Raw genomic sequence first — 19,641 nt, 5'->3', positions numbered from 1 at the left:
ATCCCGTCAGTTGATAAAAGTCTGAGCCAGCGAGCCCATAATGAGCTGCCAGCCATCCACCAGCACAAACAGAATCAGCTTGAACGGCAGAGAAATGGTGGCGGGCGGCAACATCATCATCCCCAGCGCCATCAGCACGCTGGCGATCACCAGATCGATAATCAGAAATGGAATGAATACCGCGAAGCCGATTTGGAAACCGGTTTTTAGTTCGCTGGTAACAAAAGCGGGCAGCAAAATACGCAGCGGCACCTCATCCTGACTGGCGTAGTTATCTACCTTCGCCATGCGGGTATAAAGCGCCAGATCGGCTTCGCGCGTATGGCTCAGCATAAATTCACGCATCGGCTTCGCCGCGCGCGGCAGCGCCTCTTCCATGGTGATCTTATCCTGCGACAGCGGCAGCCAGGCATTCTCATACACCTGATTAAACACCGGCGACATCACAAAAAAGGTAATAAACAACGCCAGCCCCAGCAGCACCTGATTAGGCGGCGTGGAGGGCGTACCCAACGCATTACGCAGCAGGCCCAGCACAATAATGATGCGGGTAAACCCCGTCATCATCAGCAGGATGGCAGGTAAAAACGTCAGAGAAGTGAGCAGAACCAGCGTCTGGATCGGCAAAGACCAGCTTTCGCCGCCGCCGCCCCGCGTCAGCAGAATATCGCCGTTGGCGGCCAGGGCCGCATGCGGCAGCAGCAGTAAAGACAACAACGCCAGCGCCAGCCGGCAACGCTTTACGGTAGAGATTAAAGAACTCATTGTTCAGGTTCCGCTTTGCCGCGTTTCAGCAAGCGCCTCAGGGTAAGCTGAAAATCTGCCGCCGCCGCAGCCTGTGCCTCAGCAGGGTGAGCAAGGCGGCTAAGGCGGCTAAGGCGGGTAATCGCGCCCGGCGTAACGCCCAGCAGCAATCGTTGACCATCCACCTCTACCACCACCAGACGCTCGCGCTGGCCGAGCGAATGGCTGCTTTTCACCACAATCGCTGCCCCCTGCGCGCGGCCATGGCTGACAAAGCCACAGCGACGCGCCAGCCAGGCGCAGAAAATAATTAGCAGGACGACAATCGCCAACGCGCCGCTCACCTGAGTGATCAGCGAGAGGGTGGTAGAAGCATCATTCATAACAGATCTGCATTCTGGTTAACCGTCACCTGCTTAAACGCTGCATACGTTCAGAAGGCGTAATAATATCGGTGATACGAATACCGAATTTATCGGAAACCACGACCACTTCGCCCTGGGCGATAAGATAGCCGTTAATCAGAATATCCAGCGGTTCACCAGCCAACCCATCGAGTGTGACCACTGAGCCCTGGCTCAGACGCAACAACTCTTTGATTGTCATTTTGGTACGGCCCAGTTCCACGGTCATTTTTACCGGGATATCAAGGATAAGCTTGAGATCTTCGCTAAATGCAGCAACCTGTGTGTCTTTCGTTATAACCGGTGCGTTAGCCTGACTTTCCGTAGTCTGCTGCTCGGCTAACGCTTCCCCCCAAAGGTTGTCTGTAGACTGATCCTCAGTCTCAGACGGTTGTTTTGCGTCACTCATGGGGATATTGCTCCTTATTTAATGACGGTAAATTAGGTTTTAATAATTTCTCAATTTTGAGAGCATATTGACCGTTAACACAGCCATAGCTGCCCGAAAGAACCGGGAAACCATCAACACATGCTTCAATGTATTCCGGCTTGTCCAACGGAATAACATCGCCCTTTTGCAGCGCGAGAATTTTTGACAGGCGTGTTTGCATGTCGGTGAAGTTCGCCACCAGCTCCAGTTCGGTATCTTTTACCTGCGAAGCCAGTACTGTGCGCCACTGAGCATCTTCCTGTTGCGAATTTTCCAGTGGCGGATTACTTAACAGCTCACGTAGCGGTTCAATGATGCTGAAGGGAATACAGATATCAAATTCGCCGCTTTGCGAACCTATTTCCACATAGAAGGGCGTGGTCACCACAATATCGTTAGGCGACGAGGTGATATTAGTGAATTTAACCTGGATCTCAGCGCGCACATATTCAGTTTCTAATTTGAAAATAGAGCTCCAGGCGTAATCATACGCCTCCAGCGCCATCGACAGCATACGCTTGATAATACGCTGCTCGGTTGGCGTGAATTCACGTCCTTCCGCTTTGGTGAGAAAACGCCCGTCGCCGCCAAACAGGTTATCAACCGCCATAAAAACCAGGCTGGGCGAGAAAACAAACAGTGCCGTTCCGCGTAGCGGATTCATATGCACTAAATTGAGGTTGGTCGGCACCGGGAGATTACGGGCAAAGTCATGGTAGGGCTGGATTTTTATATTGCCAGCGGTGATATCCGGACTGCGTCGTAACAGATTAAACAGCCCCATCCGAAACTGCCGGGCAAAGCGTTCATTAATAATCTCAAGCGAGTGCAGACGTTCACGTACCACGCGGCGCTGAGTGTTGGGATCGTAAGGCTTGATGTTTTCATCGCCAATCAGCTCTTTCTCGACCTGTTCAGGTTCACTACTGCCGCCGCCGTTGAGCAAGCGATCAATTTCAGCCTGCGATAATATGCTGTCAGACATAAGCGTTACCGTAATATAAAGGCGTTAAACAAAACATCCGTAACAGTCACTCCTGGGGTTTCATCAAGAGGCATGTTTAATATTTTTTTAATATCCTGGATTAATTGCGACTTGCCTTCGTTAACCGATAACTCTTCCGCGCTGCGTCCGGAAAATAGCACTAATAAACGGCTGCGTACTTCCGGCAAATATTTTTCTATCTTGGTTTTATCTTCTTCATTACTTACGCGCAGCGTTAAGCCAATATAAAGAACGCGATCGTACTCTTCACCGCCAGGCTTCAGGCTAACGGTAAAGGTATCCAGCGGGACATAAATGGGCGCTATCGGCTCGACAACTTCAATGACCTCATGAGGTGTATCATCTGACAGCAGGCGCGCCTGCATGTTTTTCATTTCGTACATAGTCCAGGCGGCAATGGCGCAGGCAGCTATCGCCAAAAGTAAAATGACGAAAATAAATAACGATCTTGCTTTACTTTTCCCTGTCTTCGTCGACTTTTTTTTATTTGACATCGAATTAACAATTCCTGTTATAAACTACCTGACGTTCAATTATACAGATCCATTGAATAGCCAATTCTATTACAAGCAAGCCCCTGAACAATTCGTCAAAAAGAAGAAATTACTGATGGTAAATCATTGACTCTATTCTTCATGCAAAAATGCTTATGCCCGTGGGAGAATAAATTCGCTGAGGCGTAATTTCCTCTTCCACATCAATTAGCGGTTCTGCACCGGTCTCTTTTTGAGAAAGCGAAGATTGCCCTGAATCAGCATCAGCTGAAGAACCCCATGCTGCAGCGCCATCATGGCCAACGCTACCCTGACCCAGCTGAATTCCCGCTTCGGCCAGCGAGGTACGCAGATGAGACATAGCGGCCTCCAGCGCAGCGCGCACCGGCTGATGATCGGTAACGAAGTGCAACTGAACCTGATCCTGATCCAGACGCAGCTTGATCTGTAACGGCCCTAAATGTTCCGGATGTAAACGCAGCTCGGCATGATGAACGCCATTACGGGTAAAGGCGCTAAGTTTCTGGCTAAGCGCCTGCTGCCAGGCTGGCGATCCTACTTCCGGTTCCAGCACGCCATACGCGACCGGTAGCAGGGTGCTGGACGTTGAGGATGTAGCAGCGGGTGTCGCCAGCGATGCCGGGGAGGTAGCGGGTGCGGCGGTAAGAGGCATTGTCTGCGCGCGATTATCAACGGACAGAACAGCATTGTCACCTTCACCTTCCAGACCCTGCGCTACGCCGATAGCTTGCTTAATTAAGGCGTCAGGAGCGGGGCTTTGCTGCGTGTTCGGCTCGGCAGGCTTTCCGCTGTGATGAGCGGCCCGCGGGCTGGCGATCATGCGCAGCATCTCATCGGCGGAATTTTGATGTGCCGTTTGCAACGTGCCTTTTTCTGTTGTGGCCTGAAGCGCATCGGTGTCATTGATTAATGCATGTAGCGCATTGCCAGGCTGCCCGATTTGCGGCGCAGCGACAGCTTTAGCCAGGCTGGCCATAGCAGGTTGCGCAGCGGCAGTGGTTTCTGCCACGGCCGCAGACGGCAGCGAGGCACATATGGCATCAGGCAGAACAGCCGGCAGCAGCCAGGCCGCAACCGCATCAAGATCCTCTTCGTTCAGTTTGTCGCTGGCTGGTCGTTGCTCTTTTCCCTGTATAAGAGGCATACACCTGTCCGTAACAGCGGCGAGTTCACTATCCAGCACACTGGCGAAACCGGTATCGATACTATTGCCTGCCGCCGCTGCGGGGGCCACGCCCGGCAGGGAGGCGATGGTATTAATCATCATAAACCGCTGTTCCTTAAGCTTGCGCGCTGCGCGAATTCATCCATTAACTTCTGATCCAGGCGATTTTCTTTCGCCTGCTTTACACTATCGGCCCGGCTAACCAGGGTTTCAAAGGCGTTCAGCCGTCGCTTGTCTTTTTTCCAGCGATCCAGTGCCTGATCGACCGATTGCTGGCAAGCAGCAACATGACCGGCATGCTGTTTAACAACCCGACCAAGCGACGAGATAAAAAATTGATGGCTGAGCAGGTTGATCACCGGCATGCCGGTAGCTGACATCGTCGTCTGTAACTGTTGTCCATATTCCTGCTCATAGCGGGTTAGCTGCTCAAGCTGTGCGGCGGCATTGGCGTGAACCTGGCGCACCTTGCCAAGCTGGCTCGTGGTATCGCTTAAAGTCTGTTCCGCCAGCTCGCACAACACCTTCATTGGGGAACGCTGTGTCATTCGCTACTCTCCTTGTGGTGATCAGGTAAATCGGGAAACAGCGCAGAGAGCGCGGCGAACGAGGCTTCATATTCGCTGCGGTCATAGATTCCCTGCTGCAAAAAACGCTCCATTTGTGGATAGAGCTCAATCGCCCGATCCAGCAAGGGGTCGCTGCCGGCAGCGTAGGCGCCGACGCTAATCAAATCGCGGTTGCGCTGCCAGGCAGAAAGCAGCTGTTTGAAACGCTGTACTTTTTTGTAGTGTTGGGGTGGGATCAGCTCGGTCATGGCGCGGCTGATAGAGGCTTCAATATCGATGGCGGGATAGTGTCCCGCCTCCGCCAGTCGACGCGACAGCACCACGTGACCATCCAGAATCGCACGCGCCGAGTCGGCAATCGGGTCCTGCTGATCGTCCCCTTCGGTAAGTACGGTATAAAATGCGGTAATCGAGCCGCCTCCCTGCACGCCATTGCCGGCGCGCTCCACCAGCGCAGGCAAACGAGCAAAAACCGAAGGCGGATAGCCTTTGGTGGCCGGAGGTTCGCCAATTGCCAGCGCAATTTCACGCTGCGCCATCGCATAGCGGGTTAACGAGTCCATAATCAGCAAGACGTTTAACCCCTGGTCACGGAAGTCTTCCGCGATGCGCGTCGCGTAGTCGGCGCCCTGCATCCGCAAGATAGGTGAAACGTCGGCCGGTGCGGCGATCACGACAGCGCGGCTTAGCCCTTCTTTTCCCAGGATATTCTCAATAAAATCTTTAACTTCGCGGCCACGCTCGCCAATCAGCCCAACCACAATAACATCCGCTTTGGTATAGCGCGCCATCATGCCGAGCAGCACCGATTTCCCCACGCCGGAGCCGGCAAAAAGCCCCATTCGCTGCCCACGCCCGACGGTTAACAGGCCATTAATAGCGCATACGCCCACGTCCAGCACAGACTTGATCGGCTCACGCAGCAAAGGGTTAAAAGGCGTGGAAAAAAGCGCGCCGCGCTGGCGCGTTTCGGGGGCAGGCAGGTTGTCCAGCGGTCGGGCGCGCGCATCCAGCACCCGACCCAGTAATGCCTGTCCCAGCGGTAACATTTTGCCTTTAGTCGTACCGGTATCCGGGGCATAAATTCGCGCGCCCGGCAGAATGCCATCCGTATTCTCCAGCGGCATCAGATAAAGCAACTGTCCGTTAAAGCCGACAACTTCGCTTTCCACGCTGTCGCCGCCGTGCGCGCTGTCACGCTCTACCCGACACAATGTGCCGATCGGCAGCGTTAAGCCCACGGCTTCTAATATCAGGCCGGTAGCTCGCGTTAATCTGCCGTAGCGGCGTATGCCGGATAAGCTCATTATCCGCTGTTCTTTGTCATCAATGGCTTGCAGCCATCGTGCAAGTCGCTGACTCATGCGCCATAATCCTCACGGCTGAGCTGACACAGCGCCTGCCAGCTGCTGGAAACGGTGGCATCCAGTTCGCATTCTGCCGAGGTGATGCGGCAGCCGCCGGGCAACATAGCGTCATCGGCGCGCAGCTCCCAGCCCTGTTGCGCCAGTACAGTACCCAGCTGCTCCTGCACCGTGGAAAACTCGTCGGCATTTACCCAGAGCTGAACAGGCCCCTGGAACAGCGGCTCCTGCTGCAACAGCGACTGGATTTTCTCCAGCAGCAAATTGTTGTCGAAAGCCAGGTTTTTACCCAGGGTGGCACGGGCTGCTGTCAGCGCCAGCTGCACCAGACGCGACGGAATGACCTTCTCAAGGTTATCAATCGCCGCCTGGAGCGAGTGCAACAGCTCGGTAAATTGCGCCGTGGTTTGTTGCTGGCGTTCTCTGGCTTCTGCCAGGCCCTGCTCAATACCGGCCTGATGCCCCTGTTGAAAACCCTCCTGGTGCCCCTGTTTACGACCTTCTTCAATGCCCTGCGCCAGCCCCTGCGCCAGACCTTTTTGTTCTGCCTGGCGTCGCAGCCGTTGCAGCTCTGCCTGCTGCTGCTCTGGCGTCGATTCGCTGTTCATGATCTGCACATCGTCAGACAGCATATCTGCTTTACAAAGATCTTCCGGCTGCCAGATCTGCCAGCCGGTTAACTGCTGAAGATCAGACATAGACATCCTCACTGCCGCCAATGTTAATTTCACCGCTTTCCGCTAAGCGGCGCACAATCTGCAGAATGGTTTTCTGTTCGGCTTCCACCTGCGACATACGTACCGGCCCGCGTGCACTGAGATCCTCGCGCATAATATCGGCCTGACGCTTCGACATATTGCGGAAGAACTTATCGCGCAGCGGCGCCTCTGCGCCTTTCAGGGCAATAATCAACGTTTCGTTATCCACATCCTGCAGGATGCGCTGAATACTGCGATCGTCGGTATCCAGCAGATTTTCGAACAGGAACATCTCGTCGATAATTTTCTGTGCCAGCTCATGGTCAAATTCACGTACCGCCTCAATCGCTGCCTCTTCCTGCTGCGATTTCATCAGGTTAAGAATTTCGGCAGCCGGACGAATACCACCCATTTTGCTGCGTTTGAGGTTCTGGCCATGTAGCAAATTATTCAGTACTTCTGTCAGTTCCTGCAGCGCCGCAGGCTGTACGCCGCCGAAGGTGGCAATACGCAGCATGATGTCGTTACGATCGCGCTCATCAAAGCGCGTCAGCACGTCCGCCGCCTGGGCACGTTTCAGATGCACAAGAATGGTGGCGATGATTTGCGGATGTTCTTCATGAATCAGTTCAAATACCGCCAGCGGCTCCATGAAGTTCAGCGTTTCAATGCCGCTATTATTGCCCTGGGTATCCAGCAGATCTTCCAGCAGGCTGGAAGCGCGCTCTTCACCCAGCGCCTGTATCAGCACATTGCGCAGATAATCATTGGTATTAACGGTAAGCGCGGCGAAATCGCCCGCATCTTGCTGGAACTCTTTTAGCACTTCAGCCAGTTGCTCATGGGTAAAGCCACTCATGCTGACCATCGCGCTACTGATTTGCGTTACTTCATGGGTATTGAGATGACGAAAGACCTCCGCAGCACGCTCTTCGCCGAGCGTTAGCATGATGATCGCGCTTTTGTCGCATGCATTCATGATGACTGTTCCTTATTCATCCACTGACGGAGTACCAGAGCGATAACCTGCGGGTCCTGCTCAGCCATACTGCGCAACTGCTGCACGTTGACTTCAGTTTCCACACGCTGCTGCGCTTTCGCCTGCTCACGCATTTCTGCTTTACGTAGCTGTGCATCCAGCTTGGCCTGACGCGCTTCCTTTTCCAGTTCGAGACGCTGTAGCGCCAGCTCCTGATGCTTAATCCAGAAAGGCTGCAGCATCTTGCGCCATAGCACCAATGCCACCAGCAGCACCAGCAAATAGCGACCCGCCATCAACATCGAATCGATAAAGACAGGACGCAGCCAGAACGGCGTTTCAGGCTCGGCCGGCTCATCAGTAAACAGGGAGTTGACTACGTTTAAGCTATCGCCGCGCTCGCTGGAGTAGCCCATCGCCTCTTTAACCAGCGCCTGGATCTTCTCCATTTGTTCTTTATCCAACGCGACCGGCTTGCCTTCCTTATCCAGCTGATAGTTCACCACGACCGCCACCGAGAGGCGTTCGATCGTGCCGGGGCTGCGTTTGGTATGGGTAAGCGTACGGTTCAGTTCGTAGTTGGTGGTTTCATCTTTTTGGCGGCTATAAGGCTGAGTTGATACGGCCTCGCTATTAGCGCCCTTCTGTGAATTATTTGCCGTAGCGGGTTGCTCAATCGGCGCGGTGGTGGGAGCGGAGGGCTGATTGCTTAGCGCGCCCGGCACGCCGCCCGGCCCTGCTTTATTCCCCTGCTCGCTGCTGTTGATTTGGCGGCTACGTACGGCCATGTTTTCCGGCGCGCTGTTCGGCTGATATTGCTCTGCCGTTTGCTCATGCGTAGTGAAATCGATCTGCGCGGTGACCTGTGTTTTGACATTGGCCGCGCCTACCACCGGAGCCAAAATAGCCTGAATACGTTGGCGATAATCCGCTTCGATCTCATTGATATATTTAAGCTGATTGGTCTGGAGCGCCTGATCGCCGCGCTGAGTCAGCAAATTACCACGCTGATCGACCAGCGTGACATTATCGACATTCAGGCCGGGCACCGCACTGGAGATAAGCCAGCTAATCGCATTAACCTGCCCTGCACCCAGTGAGCGGCCCGCATTTAAATCCAGCGTTACCGAGGCGGAAGGTAACTTTTGCTCGCGTACAAACAGCGTTTGCTTAGGGATCGCCAGGTGCACGCGCGCGCTGCGTACCGGGCCCAGTTTCTCAATAGTGCGCGCCAGTTCGCCTTCAAGCGCGCGCTGGTAGTTAATCTGCTCGTTAAACTGGCTAAGACCAAATTTTTCCTGGTCGAGCAGCTCGAAACCCACCTGTCCGCCTTTTGGCAATCCCTGCTGGGCCAGTTTCAGGCGGGCCTCATATACCCGATCGGCGGGCACCATAATGGCACCGCCATGCTCCTGAAAACGGTAGGGCACGTTCATCTGTGTCAGCTGCGCGACAATGGCTCCGCCATCTTCATCGCTGATATTGCTATACAGAACACGGTAATCGGGAGATTTCGCCCAAAATAACAGCGCAATAATCACTGATATAAATGCAGCGGCAAGAATAATAAACAGAAAGCGAGGATTCGCACGAAATCGCTCTACCATCGAGGTAAAGTTTAATTGGGTGTTAGGTTTACTACTGTTATCACTGGCATCCATGCGGTCATCCTACCTGAATAAAAGATGATGCAATCTGCACCATAAGCCATTAGTCTGCGCGCCAGTTCCGATACCAATATTAACAGGCGGAATGCCTTTTACCGGCAACGCGCCTTTAAGGATTATCCTCCATTTGATAAAAATATTAAGCGCTAATAAATGCGAGCTTATGTCGGCTATTTGCATTATCTACCACATTCAGAAACATGTTATTCTCACTATTAATCAGAAGTTAATAAAAGGAAAAAAGCTGGCATGACGTTTGCGTCTGTCAGCGTTTATTTATAAGGGAATGCTATGTCAATCCAATCTACAGGTGTGCTGGAACAGATTCAATTTCTGGCGAATAAGATTTCAATGTCAGGAAATAGCCTGTCTGTTCATGATACAAAAAATAGCGAACCAGTATCTTTTTCCGGCCTTTTACTTAACAGCCTTAACAATATTAGCCAGTTACAAAACCATTCCAAAAGCCTGTCAGAGAATTACATGACTGGCACCCCGGGCATTGGTCTCAATGACGTCATGGTTTCCATGCAAAAATCTTCTATTGCGCTCAACCTGGGCATCCAGGTTCGTAACAAATTAGTCAGTGCTTATCAGGAAATAATGAACATGTCCGTGTAACGAGAAAGGTTCATTATTTATTTCAGGTATTTCTTATCTAACTGACATCGCAATCGGCAGCCTTCCCTGCGGTATTTATTATCTGTCATCAGAAGGTTACTTGCTGCCACAGGCTACGCGTTGGTTTCGGATATGGCTGCTCTTTATAGAAATCAGTGCGGTAAGAAAAGTGAAATCATCCCATTGAATAATACAACTGTGAATATCCAGAGCGACTTTGTTTTAACCGGAGCGGAACTGCAAAAAATCACTGCGCTGATTTATCAGCGTGCGGGCATCGTATTGACGCATCAAAAACATGACATGGTTTATAACCGCCTTACGCGCCGCTTACGTCAGCTGGGCATGAAAACCTTTACCGCTTACTTAAATTCACTGGAGTCAGATCCATTCAGCGATGAATGGCAACAGTTTATTAATGCCCTGACAACCAATCTGACCTCCTTTTTCCGGGAGGCCTACCATTTTCCCATTCTGGCTGAACATGCTCGCTCAAGGCAAAGCAACTATAGCGTTTGGTGTACCGCCGCTGCGACAGGCGAAGAGCCCTGCTCTATCGCTATGACGCTGCATGAAGCGCTGGGTCCCCATCTCAATGGTCCGCGTATCTGGGCAACGGATATTGATACCGAAGTGCTGGCAAAGGCTGAAACCGGCGTTTACCGACATGCGGATATTCAAAATCTGACGCCGGAACAAAAGCGCACCTGGTTTTTACGCGGTACCGGCGCGCAGCGGGAGCAGGTTAAAGTGAAGCCCGCGCTGCTCTCTAACATTCATTATCAGCAGCTCAATTTATTGTCGCCTGAGTGGCGGGTCCCCGCCCCCTTTGATACCCGCTTCGACGCCATATTTTGCCGTAATGTCATGATCTATTTTGATAAACCAACCCAACTTCGCATTCTGCAACGCTTTGAGAACATGCTAAAGCCGGGCGGCCTGCTGTTTGTCGGACATTCAGAAAACTTCAGCAATATAAACGGGCCGTTTCGTCTGCGCGGACAGTCGGTTTACTGCCTGGCTCAGGAGCGAACATGAATAAAATCAAGGTACTTTGCGTTGATGACTCGGCGCTAATACGCAGCATTATGAGCAAAATCGTCAACGAACAGCCCGATATGGAAATGGTGGCAACGGCCCCCGACCCGCTTATCGCCCGCGATCTGATCAAGCGCCATTCGCCTGACGTCCTCACGCTGGATGTAGAGATGCCGCGCATGGATGGCCTGGACTTTCTGGAACGCCTGATGCGCCTGCGTCCGATGCCGGTGATCATGGTCTCATCCCTGACGCAGAAAGGGTCAGAAATTACCCTCAATGCGCTGGAGCTGGGCGCCATTGATTTTGTTACCAAGCCTCAGATGGGGCTGCAGGACGGTATGCTGAAATATAGCGAACTGATCGCCGATAAAATTCGCGTGGCTGCCCGGGTACGTAATTTTCAGCGCTATAGCGAAACTTCTGCGCCGGCACGCCTGCCAACCGGCCCCTTAATCGGCAGTGAGAAAATCATTGCGATCGGCTCATCGACCGGCGGTACGGAAGCATTGCGCCAGGTATTAACCGCCATGCCGCTTAACTGCCCCGGGATCATGATCACTCAGCATATGCCTGCCGGTTTTACCCGCTCCTTTGCTGAACGGCTAAATAAGTTATGCCGTATTACGGTGAAAGAGGCGGAAAACGGTGACCGGATTTTGCCCGGTCATGCTTATCTGGCTCCTGGCGGCATTCATCTTGGACTGACCCGTAGCGGGGCGAACTATCACGCCCAACTGCAGGATCTCCCGCCGGTAAACCGCCACTGTCCTTCCGTGGATCTGCTTTTTCATTCTGTCGCGAAATATGCCGGGAAGAATGCGGTCGGCGCGATTTTAACCGGTATGGGTCATGACGGTGCGCAGGGAATGCAGGCGATGCACCAGGCAGGCGCCCGTACCCTGGCGCAAAGCGAGAGAACCTGCGTGGTGTACGGCATGCCGCGCGAAGCCGTCGCGCTCGGCTGTGTGGATGAGATTGTCGATATCGATCAGATGTGTCAGCACATCCTGAGCAATGTGGTCGGGCAGGCGCGCCGTATATAGCGGTTTATCAGCATGACCAACCCCTGTTATTTCACTTTCACTATGGACAGATAATAAAAATGGCAGACAAGAATTTACGTTTTTTAGTGGTAGACGATTTCGCAACCATGCGTCGTATTGTGCGTAATCTTCTAAAAGATTTGGGCTACCACAACGTAGAAGAAGCAGAAGACGGCAACGATGCGATGGGCAAGCTACAGCTTTCGCCGTTCGATTTTGTCATCAGCGACTGGAATATGCCCAATATGGATGGCCTGGAACTGCTCAATGAAATCCGCAAAGACGAACGCCTCAAAACCTTACCGGTGCTGATGGTGACGGCGGAAGCCAAAAAAGAAAACATCATTGCGGCGGCGCAGGCGGGTGCCAGCGGTTACGTGGTTAAGCCTTTTACCGCCGCCATACTGGAAGAAAAACTGACGAAAATCTTCGAAAAACTGGGATGGTAGGAAGCATGGAAGCAGAGCAGAATGCGCAATCCGCTGAAAATCTAAGGATTATTTTTTCACAAATTGGACATCTGACGCGTCAGCTACGTGACAGCCTGAATAATTTGAGCCTCGATCGCGCCATTATGGATGTGGCAGAGGTCATGCCAGACGCCCGTGATCGCCTGAATTATGTGGTCAATAAAACCTCTCAGGCCGCCGATCGCGTACTCACCTGCGTGGAAATCGCCCGTCCTTTACAGGACAACCTTAACAGCACGGCGGACAGCCTGGCGGCGCGCTGGGATGAGTGGTTTGAAAATCCGATTGAGTTGACCACCGCTCGTGCGCTGGTGATCGACACACGGCAGTTTTTAAAACAGACGCCGGACGTTGCTCAGCAGACCAATCAGCAGCTAATGGAAATCATGATGGCGCAGGATTTTCAGGATCTTACCGGTCAGGTGATCAAGAAAATGATGGATATGATCGCCCATATTGAGCAGGGTCTGATACAGATGCTGGTGGACAATATGCCGGAGAAACCACAGGCCGCCGTCGCCGCCGACCACCCGGGTAACCTGAAAAATGGCCCGCAGCTTGATCATACCAAAGCAGGCGTCGTCGCCTCGCAGGATCAGGTTGATGATCTGCTGGAAAGCCTTGGCTTTTAGCGATGTCTGAAGAAAGTGATGTAGAAAAAACGGAAGACCCCACGCCCCACAGACGACAAAAGGCACGGGAAGAGGGACAGATCCCACGATCCAAAGAGCTGACCTCTTTGATGATGCTACTGGTGGGATGGTCGCTGATGCTGGCAGGCGGTGAGAATGTGGTCGGCCACCTTACCCATCTGTTAAAAGGCGGGCTGACATTCGACGCGCTGCTGGCACGCGATCCGGCACAACTCTGGCTTCATCTGCGCAATCTGGGCGATCTCGCCATAAGTGCGCTGCTGCTGCTGCTGCCGGGGCTGTTCCTGACCGGGTTAATGACGCCCATGCTGCTGGGTGGTCTGCAGCTCGGCGGTAAATCTTTTAAGCTGGATCTGAAGCGGCTTTCACTGCTCTCCGGTCTTAAGCGCATGCTTTCCGCGCAGTTCGTCTCTGAACTGTTAAAGGGTTTGCTGAAGGTCACGCTGGTCGGCTGCGTTTGCGGTTTTTACCTGTTTATGCATAAGCAGCAACTGATTCATCTGATGAATCAGCCGCTGAACGATGCGCTGCGTCATTTTGGCCAGTTGATTATGGACTGTCTGCTGATGGTGATCCTGGCGCTGATCCCAATGGTGGGTTATGACGTTTTCTACCAGCTCTTCAGCAATATGAAAAAGCTGCGTATGAGCCGACAGGAAATACGTGACGAGCATAAGCAGCATGAAGGCGATCCCCATATTAAAGCGCGTATCAAGCAGCTACAGCGTGCTGCGGCAACGCGCCGCATGATGGCGGAGCTGCCAACGGCCGACGTGGTCATCAATAACCCCACGCACTACTCCGTTGCGTTGCGTTACAAAGAGGGCGCGATGGCTGCGCCTGTTTTAATCGCTAAAGGCGCAGGTGAAACGGCAATGCGTATTCGCGCCGTGGCTGAAGAGCACAATATTCCAATGCTGCAGGCAGCGCCGCTGGCGCGTGCGCTGTATCGCCACTGCGAACTGAATGCGCCGATTCCCACCACCCTGTATAGCGCAGTGGCGGAAGTTCTCGCCTGGGTTTATGGCCTGCGCCGCTGGCGTAACGCAGGCGGCATACGTCCGAAAAAACCCGTCAATCTTCCGGTGCCTGAAGCGCTGGATTTCAAACCTAAGAGCCAAGAGTGATGTCAAATTTAGCGAGCAAACTACGCTTGCCGCAGTTTAAACAGACGCAGTGGCAAATTCTGGCCGGCCCGGTATTGATCATGCTGATTCTGGCTATGATGATTTTGCCGCTGCCGGCGTTCTTACTGGATATGTTGTTCACCTTCAATATCGTGCTGTCGCTGATGATATTGCTGGTGGCGATGTTTACACAGAAAACACTGGAATTTTCCGCCTTCCCTACCGTGCTGCTGTTTTCAACGCTGCTGCGGCTGGCACTGAATATTGCCTCCACGCGTGTGATCCTGCTGGAGGGTCATACCGGCGGAGCGGCGGCTGGCCGGGTGGTCGAAGCTTTTGGTCACTTTCTGGTTGGCGGTAATTTCGCTATCGGCATAATCGTGTTCGCCATTCTGATCATTATTAACTTTATGGTCATCACCAAGGGTGCCGGACGTATTGCGGAAGTCGGCGCGCGCTTTGTGCTGGACGGCATGCCAGGCAAACAGATGGCGATTGATGCCGATTTGAATGCCGGGTTAATTGGCGAAGATGAAGCAAAACGCCGTCGTAACGAAGTGACCCAGGAATCTGACTTTTATGGTTCTATGGATGGTGCCAGTAAGTTTGTGCGCGGTGATGCGATTGCCGGTCTGCTGATTATGGCCATCAATATCATTGGCGGCCTGACGATCGGCATGCTGCAACACGATATGTCATTTGCCCAGGCTGGTGAGACCTACACGCTGCTGACTATTGGCGACGGGCTGGTCGGTCAGATCCCCGCGTTGATTATCTCTACCGCTGCTGGCGTCATCGTGACGCGGGTTGCCACCGAGCAGGACGTAGGCGAACAGATGGTCAGTCAGCTGATGACGAATCCACGCGTCATGCTGCTCTCCGCCGGCGTAATCGGCCTGCTGGGTATTATTCCGGGCATGCCTAATCTGGTGTTTTTACTTTTTACCTCTGCTCTACTCGGCACCGCCTGGTGGCTGCGCGGGCGTGAACAACAGGCCGCGCTCAGCGGTACGCCTTTGCAAGGCAACAAGGATCGTGAAACGGCAAAAGGCAAAGCGGAAGCGGCCCAGGTGGCAGAGGCTTCCTGGGAGGACGTACAGCTGGAAGATGTACTCTGTCTGGAGGTAGGCTATCGTCTGATTCCGCTGGTGGATACTGCGCAAAGCGGGCAGTTGCTGGCACGCATTCGTGGTATCCGCAAGAAATTTGCGCAGGATATGGGCTTTCTGCCGCCGCCGGTTCACATTCGCGATAATCTTGATTTAGCGCCCGGCGACTACCGCATTCTGTTAAAAGGCGTTGAAATTGGCCGTGGCACCATTCAACCTGAACGCTCAATGGCGATCGACCCAGGCTGTGCGGAAGGCGAGCTGCCGGGCGTAGCTTGCCAGGAACCCGCGTTTGGTCTGCCTGCGGTATGGATTGATGAGATATTGCGCGAGCAGGCAACGATTCAGGGCTATACCGTGGTTGATCCCAGCTCGGTGGTCGCCACGCACCTTAATCACCTGATTGGTCTGCATACCGATGAGCTGTTCAGCCGCCAGGAAACGCAGCTGCTGTTGGATCAGGTCGGTAAAGAGATGCCTAAGCTGGTGGAAGATTTCATTCCAGCCGTGCTGCCGCTGAACACCTTTCATAAAGTACTGCAGAACCTGCTGGCGGAGCGCGTCTCTATCCGTGATATGCGAACCATCATCGATACACTGGCCGAGTTCGCCCCAGGGCAAAATGATGCCGACGAGCTGACGGCGCAGGTACGAATTCGACTTGGCCGTGCCATTACCCAGCAATGGTTCCAGAATAATCAGGCGATTCAGGTTATTGGGCTGGATACCGAGCTGGAGCGCTTACTGACGCAGGCGATTCAGAACGGCAGCGCCATTGAGCCCGGCATTGCGGAAAACCTGATTGCACAAACCGAACGCGCCATTCAGCAGCAGGAAGCGATCGATGCGCCGCTGGTCCTGCTGGTTAATCAGCCACTCAGGCTGATGCTATCTCGCTTTCTGCGGCGCGTTTTTCCACAGCTGGCCGTGCTTTCTAACCTTGAGCTGACCCATAACTGTACGGTACGCATGACCTGGGTGATTGGTGGCAAAAAGTGAGGACAAGATCTGTCTTAACCCTTCTGCTGGCGGTTGCATCGCTGCCAGCTTTGGCTATGCATGGTTCGTGGAGCGGCGCGGCGGCCGGACCTTTGCTCAGCGTGGGTAAGCAGACCTATGTGGGAAAGCCGCTGCGTCCGGCTGTGCCGATACCCGCTAATGCGGCGCTGCGTCGCATTAGCTGGCGCATAAGGTTGCTTTCGCCATCGCCGACAGGGCTGGAGATCAAGCTTTGTAGCGTGACGGCCTGTATCCTGCTGGATCGGTTAACAGGCCAGAAAGCGACGCCGTTACCCTTTTCGCCGGGAGAGGCGTTATGTTTTATCTATGTGATTAACACGAACGGGCAGCTGAAGCCGCCCGTTCGTGTGGTCAGTCATCAGGTAACCATCAATTATCAGGCGGGTCGTTAGTCAGATAGTAAGCGCGCGGAGACGGCAAAATTATCAATAATGATGTGCTGGCATTACCGGAAGGGCGAGATAACTTGTGCAAGATATGCCTTGTTACCCTTTTTACTTTGATGCAATGAAGACATCTCTTTTTTTAATAGCGCCATGCGACCTTCCAGTGCCCGGTTTATCTCTTCTTCATTACTTTGTAGCGTTATTAAAAAATTATAAAATTGTTCTTTTTCATCGCTGGACAGCGTATCGGGAACCTGTTCCAGCACAGCACGCAGGGTAATAATATAGCGCTCCGCCATTGTGACGAAATTACCCCATTCTCCCTGTTGCGCCATAACCAGCATAGCCTGATTCATTTTATAAATATTATTGTGTTCTTCAATAAGGAATGTAGCCATAGCCTGCCTGTTTTCAACGTGGTTCGATTTCTTTCCATGCCTCAGCGATATTGGTTAATATCTCATCAACATGTGCTAACTGAGAAGGATCGTTATTTAAATTAGCCTGTAATAGCGTGCGCGACATATAGTGATAAAGTGCATCCAGATCGCCTGCGATCTGTTTTCCCTTTTCATGATCGAGGGCGGATCGTAATCCATTATCAATAATGTTAATTGCTTTTGAAATCATTTCACCGCGTTTAGCGATGTTGCCGTTTTCAAAATAAAGGCGCGCGCGCACAATGGCGCTGTGCGCGCCATCGAACAGCATAGTAATCAACTGATGCGGCGTTGCACCTGCCACCTTGCTGTGAAGATCGACCTGCGCGTAGGCCTGGGTTCCTTGCTTTGCGTACATGTTAGTCTCCATAAAAATAAGCAGGTATACGCCTGCTTATTTTGGCGGTTTGCGCACATTATTTATTAAGGCTGGATAACATTGAGATCAGCTGGTTACTCAGGCTAGTTAACTGCGACATGGTCGAGTCCAGATTCTGGAACTGAACGCGATAGCGCTCTACCTGCGCATCGATCAGCTTTTGGGTTTTATCTATCTGCTCTTTTACCAGCTTGACCTGCTCATCAAGGCTATCGGTGGTGTTTTTGATGATGCCGTCGGTTTTGCTCTCTTCGTCACCGGCATATTTGGTAATAATATCAGTCAGCGTGGAGGCCAGGCCCTGATTTCCGGCATGGTCTTTAAACATCTGGCCAATTTGATCGGGATTATCGGCAATCGCTTCGTCCAGCGTTTTCTCACTTAGCGTCATCTGACCCGTGCCGGCATCGAAGGTGATGCCCAGCGAAGCCAGGGCGTTATAGTCGCTGTTTTTATCGCCATAGACACCGTTAACCGCAGCGCGCAGTTCACCCACCATACTGCGCAACGTACCATCGCCCATCAGCGCGCCGTTCTCCTTGTTGGGTTTGGCCACCTCGTCGTCTTTCAGGCCAGAGGCGTCGTTCGGCACATATTTACTGGAAGCGGTGGTTTGCTTTAGCAATGCATTGTAGTTTTTAACAAAATCCTGCAGCGTACTTTTGATGGCGGAGTTATCTATGCTGAGTGTGAGCTGCTCCGACGCTCCCTTTTCAGAGGTGGCTTTCAGATTTAGGGTAACGCCTTCGATGATGTCGGTAATATTATTACTGGATCGCGTGTACGTGATGCCATCAACCTTCAGTTGTGCATCCTGTGCTTTGGAAACGACAATCATGCCATTCGTCTCGTCCTCAGCCTCTCGTCCGCCCTCCTGGGTATTCAACAGCGCGCCCAGCGTATCGTCACCCTCGACGCTTACCGACATTTCGCCGTCGGTACCGGCGGTGCGTGAACTGAGCACCAGCTGATAACCATCATCGGTACGCTGCACCGAGGCGCGTACATCGCCCTCTTGCTTATTGATCGCTTTCGCCATCTGGTTAAGAGAGGTTTCATCATCTGCCAGTTTGACTTTCAGCTCTTTGCCATTTTTTTGCGTAATGGTAATAGTACGGGTTGTTCCGGTGGTTTCACCCAGGTTTTCAGCGGCGTCTTCGTAACCCGTGGTGCGCAGCTTATGGGAAACCGCCAGCTGCATTACGGTGACATCATGCGCATCGGCGTTGGCCTCCGCCGTGGCGGTAGCCGTAAAGGCCTTGTTGTCACTGACCTTCAGCGTATTAAACGCTTCACCGCTGAGCTTCTTAACGCTGCCATGCAAGGCATCGAGCGCGCTGGAGATTTTCCCCCATGCGGAAATTTTGTTTTCGTAACCGCTTTTTAAATTGGTGTAGGGCGTCAGACGGGTTTGCTCTGCAACTTTCATCTGCGCCAGCATGGCGGCCGTATCAAGGCCGGAACCAATACCGAGGGAAGACATGGTTGGCATTATCTACTCCTTTAGGGATTATTATTTAAACCTGTTCTCTTTTAGCTATCGGTTTAAACGGCGCGGAGATAAGTTTTTATTTTCAAATCCCATCATTATAAGCGTAACGCTTTCGTTATTATGCAACGGACATTCTATTATTAACGCCTTATAAAAGCCTTAATTATTACATCTTACCTTAAAATTTTAAACCTCTATAACCCGCCAGAATTGCTGGCTTTTATACGCTTTGATGTTTATTTAAAAAATAATCCAGGGATTTAAATATTCCTCTTACCAAATCTTTATCTTTGCCTGAAATTTGCGCAAAAGGCATTTT

General features: G+C 52.5%; 22 protein-coding genes. 8 read left to right on the top strand and 14 right to left on the bottom strand.

Translation table 11 applies throughout. The features are described 5' to 3' along the window. Window positions 1-6: 6 nt before the first annotated feature. The 11 genes from fliP to fliF all read right to left on the bottom strand — a co-directional run bounded on the left by fliP (window position 7) and on the right by fliF (window position 9,535). Window positions 7-765: a flagellar type III secretion system pore protein FliP gene (fliP, locus tag ACQE32_RS11310; protein WP_427021796.1), complete on the bottom strand. Its 759-nt coding sequence runs from the start codon at window positions 763-765 to the stop codon at window positions 7-9. Further along, window positions 762-1,127, bottom strand: coding sequence for a flagellar biosynthetic protein FliO (fliO, locus tag ACQE32_RS11305; protein WP_427021795.1), 366 nt, complete (start codon window positions 1,125-1,127; stop codon window positions 762-764). The genes fliP and fliO overlap by 4 nt, the downstream gene beginning before the upstream one ends. Before the next feature lie 25 nt (window positions 1,128-1,152). After that, the gene (gene fliN, locus ACQE32_RS11300; RefSeq protein WP_427021794.1) at window positions 1,153-1,557 is read right to left on the bottom strand and encodes a flagellar motor switch protein FliN; all 405 of its coding nucleotides are present in this window, start codon (window positions 1,555-1,557) and stop codon (window positions 1,153-1,155) included. Beyond that, window positions 1,550-2,563, bottom strand: a complete 1,014-nt coding sequence (gene fliM / locus ACQE32_RS11295) for a flagellar motor switch protein FliM (protein ID WP_426973849.1) — start codon at window positions 2,561-2,563, stop codon at window positions 1,550-1,552. Before fliM ends, fliN begins: the two co-directional genes overlap by 8 nt. Before the next feature lie 5 nt (window positions 2,564-2,568). Further along, entirely contained in the window at window positions 2,569-3,078 is a 510-nt protein-coding gene (gene fliL / locus ACQE32_RS11290) for a flagellar basal body-associated protein FliL (RefSeq protein WP_427021793.1), read from the bottom strand. Window positions 3,079-3,217: 139 nt separating this feature from the next. After that, window positions 3,218-4,366, bottom strand: coding sequence for a flagellar hook-length control protein FliK (locus ACQE32_RS11285; protein WP_426973847.1), 1,149 nt, complete (start codon window positions 4,364-4,366; stop codon window positions 3,218-3,220). Further along, window positions 4,363-4,812: a flagellar export protein FliJ gene (gene fliJ / locus ACQE32_RS11280; RefSeq protein ID WP_426973846.1), complete on the bottom strand. Its 450-nt coding sequence runs from the start codon at window positions 4,810-4,812 to the stop codon at window positions 4,363-4,365. The genes ACQE32_RS11285 and fliJ overlap by 4 nt, the downstream gene beginning before the upstream one ends. Then, window positions 4,809-6,197 (bottom strand): flagellar protein export ATPase FliI, encoded by a 1,389-nt coding sequence (gene fliI / locus ACQE32_RS11275; RefSeq protein ID WP_427021792.1) that lies wholly within the window; start codon window positions 6,195-6,197, stop codon window positions 4,809-4,811. The genes fliJ and fliI overlap by 4 nt, the downstream gene beginning before the upstream one ends. After that, complete coding sequence (locus ACQE32_RS11270; RefSeq protein ID WP_427021791.1) at window positions 6,194-6,895, bottom strand: flagellar assembly protein FliH; 702 nt, start codon at window positions 6,893-6,895, stop codon at window positions 6,194-6,196. The genes fliI and ACQE32_RS11270 overlap by 4 nt, the downstream gene beginning before the upstream one ends. After that, entirely contained in the window at window positions 6,888-7,874 is a 987-nt protein-coding gene (gene fliG, locus ACQE32_RS11265; protein ID WP_426973843.1) for a flagellar motor switch protein FliG, read from the bottom strand. The genes ACQE32_RS11270 and fliG overlap by 8 nt, the downstream gene beginning before the upstream one ends. Further along, a complete protein-coding gene (gene fliF / locus ACQE32_RS11260; RefSeq protein WP_427021790.1) occupies window positions 7,871-9,535 on the bottom strand; it encodes a flagellar basal-body MS-ring/collar protein FliF in 1,665 nt (554 codons plus the stop codon). Before fliF ends, fliG begins: the two co-directional genes overlap by 4 nt. Before the next feature lie 297 nt (window positions 9,536-9,832). On the opposite strand from fliF, the gene fliE reads away from it, so the two are divergent. The 8 genes from fliE to ACQE32_RS11220 all read left to right on the top strand — a co-directional run bounded on the left by fliE (window position 9,833) and on the right by ACQE32_RS11220 (window position 17,017). Further along, window positions 9,833-10,162 (top strand): flagellar hook-basal body complex protein FliE, encoded by a 330-nt coding sequence (gene fliE / locus ACQE32_RS11255; protein ID WP_426973841.1) that lies wholly within the window; start codon window positions 9,833-9,835, stop codon window positions 10,160-10,162. A 132-nt stretch (window positions 10,163-10,294) separates the two neighbouring features. Further along, window positions 10,295-11,200 (top strand): CheR family methyltransferase, encoded by a 906-nt coding sequence (locus tag ACQE32_RS11250; RefSeq protein ID WP_426981429.1) that lies wholly within the window; start codon window positions 10,295-10,297, stop codon window positions 11,198-11,200. Then, the gene (locus ACQE32_RS11245; RefSeq protein ID WP_426973840.1) at window positions 11,197-12,246 is read left to right on the top strand and encodes a protein-glutamate methylesterase/protein-glutamine glutaminase; all 1,050 of its coding nucleotides are present in this window, start codon (window positions 11,197-11,199) and stop codon (window positions 12,244-12,246) included. Before ACQE32_RS11250 ends, ACQE32_RS11245 begins: the two co-directional genes overlap by 4 nt. 59 nt (window positions 12,247-12,305) lie before the next feature. Further along, entirely contained in the window at window positions 12,306-12,695 is a 390-nt protein-coding gene (gene cheY / locus ACQE32_RS11240) for a chemotaxis response regulator CheY (RefSeq protein ID WP_426973839.1), read from the top strand. Window positions 12,696-12,700: 5 nt separating this feature from the next. Continuing rightward, window positions 12,701-13,348, top strand: coding sequence for a protein phosphatase CheZ (cheZ, locus tag ACQE32_RS11235; RefSeq protein WP_426973838.1), 648 nt, complete (start codon window positions 12,701-12,703; stop codon window positions 13,346-13,348). A 2-nt stretch (window positions 13,349-13,350) separates the two neighbouring features. Then, window positions 13,351-14,496 (top strand): flagellar biosynthesis protein FlhB, encoded by a 1,146-nt coding sequence (flhB, locus tag ACQE32_RS11230; RefSeq protein ID WP_426973837.1) that lies wholly within the window; start codon window positions 13,351-13,353, stop codon window positions 14,494-14,496. After that, the gene (gene flhA / locus ACQE32_RS11225; RefSeq protein WP_427021789.1) at window positions 14,496-16,604 is read left to right on the top strand and encodes a flagellar biosynthesis protein FlhA; all 2,109 of its coding nucleotides are present in this window, start codon (window positions 14,496-14,498) and stop codon (window positions 16,602-16,604) included. The genes flhB and flhA overlap by 1 nt, the downstream gene beginning before the upstream one ends. 56 nt (window positions 16,605-16,660) lie before the next feature. Further along, on the top strand, window positions 16,661-17,017 hold the full coding sequence (locus ACQE32_RS11220) for a flagellar protein FlhE (RefSeq protein ID WP_427021788.1): 357 nt from the start codon (window positions 16,661-16,663) through the stop codon (window positions 17,015-17,017). A gap of 53 nt (window positions 17,018-17,070) precedes the next feature. On the opposite strand, the gene ACQE32_RS11215 is transcribed toward ACQE32_RS11220, so the two are convergent. Genes ACQE32_RS11215 through fliD form a run of 3 tightly spaced genes read right to left on the bottom strand, consistent with a single transcriptional unit; the run spans window position 17,071 to window position 19,322 of the window. Beyond that, the gene (locus ACQE32_RS11215) at window positions 17,071-17,409 is read right to left on the bottom strand and encodes a flagellar protein FliT (protein ID WP_426973834.1); all 339 of its coding nucleotides are present in this window, start codon (window positions 17,407-17,409) and stop codon (window positions 17,071-17,073) included. A 13-nt stretch (window positions 17,410-17,422) separates the two neighbouring features. After that, the gene (gene fliS, locus ACQE32_RS11210; RefSeq protein WP_426973833.1) at window positions 17,423-17,809 is read right to left on the bottom strand and encodes a flagellar export chaperone FliS; all 387 of its coding nucleotides are present in this window, start codon (window positions 17,807-17,809) and stop codon (window positions 17,423-17,425) included. Window positions 17,810-17,867: 58 nt separating this feature from the next. After that, window positions 17,868-19,322: a flagellar filament capping protein FliD gene (gene fliD / locus ACQE32_RS11205; RefSeq protein WP_426973832.1), complete on the bottom strand. Its 1,455-nt coding sequence runs from the start codon at window positions 19,320-19,322 to the stop codon at window positions 17,868-17,870. Window positions 19,323-19,641: the final 319 nt, after the last annotated feature.

Origin of the sequence: Pantoea sp. FN0302, assembly GCF_050113775.1 — a bacterium.
GTDB classification, from domain to species: Bacteria; Pseudomonadota; Gammaproteobacteria; order Enterobacterales; family Enterobacteriaceae; genus Mixta; species Mixta alhagi.
This window is presented reverse-complemented; position numbering and strand designations above follow the sequence as displayed.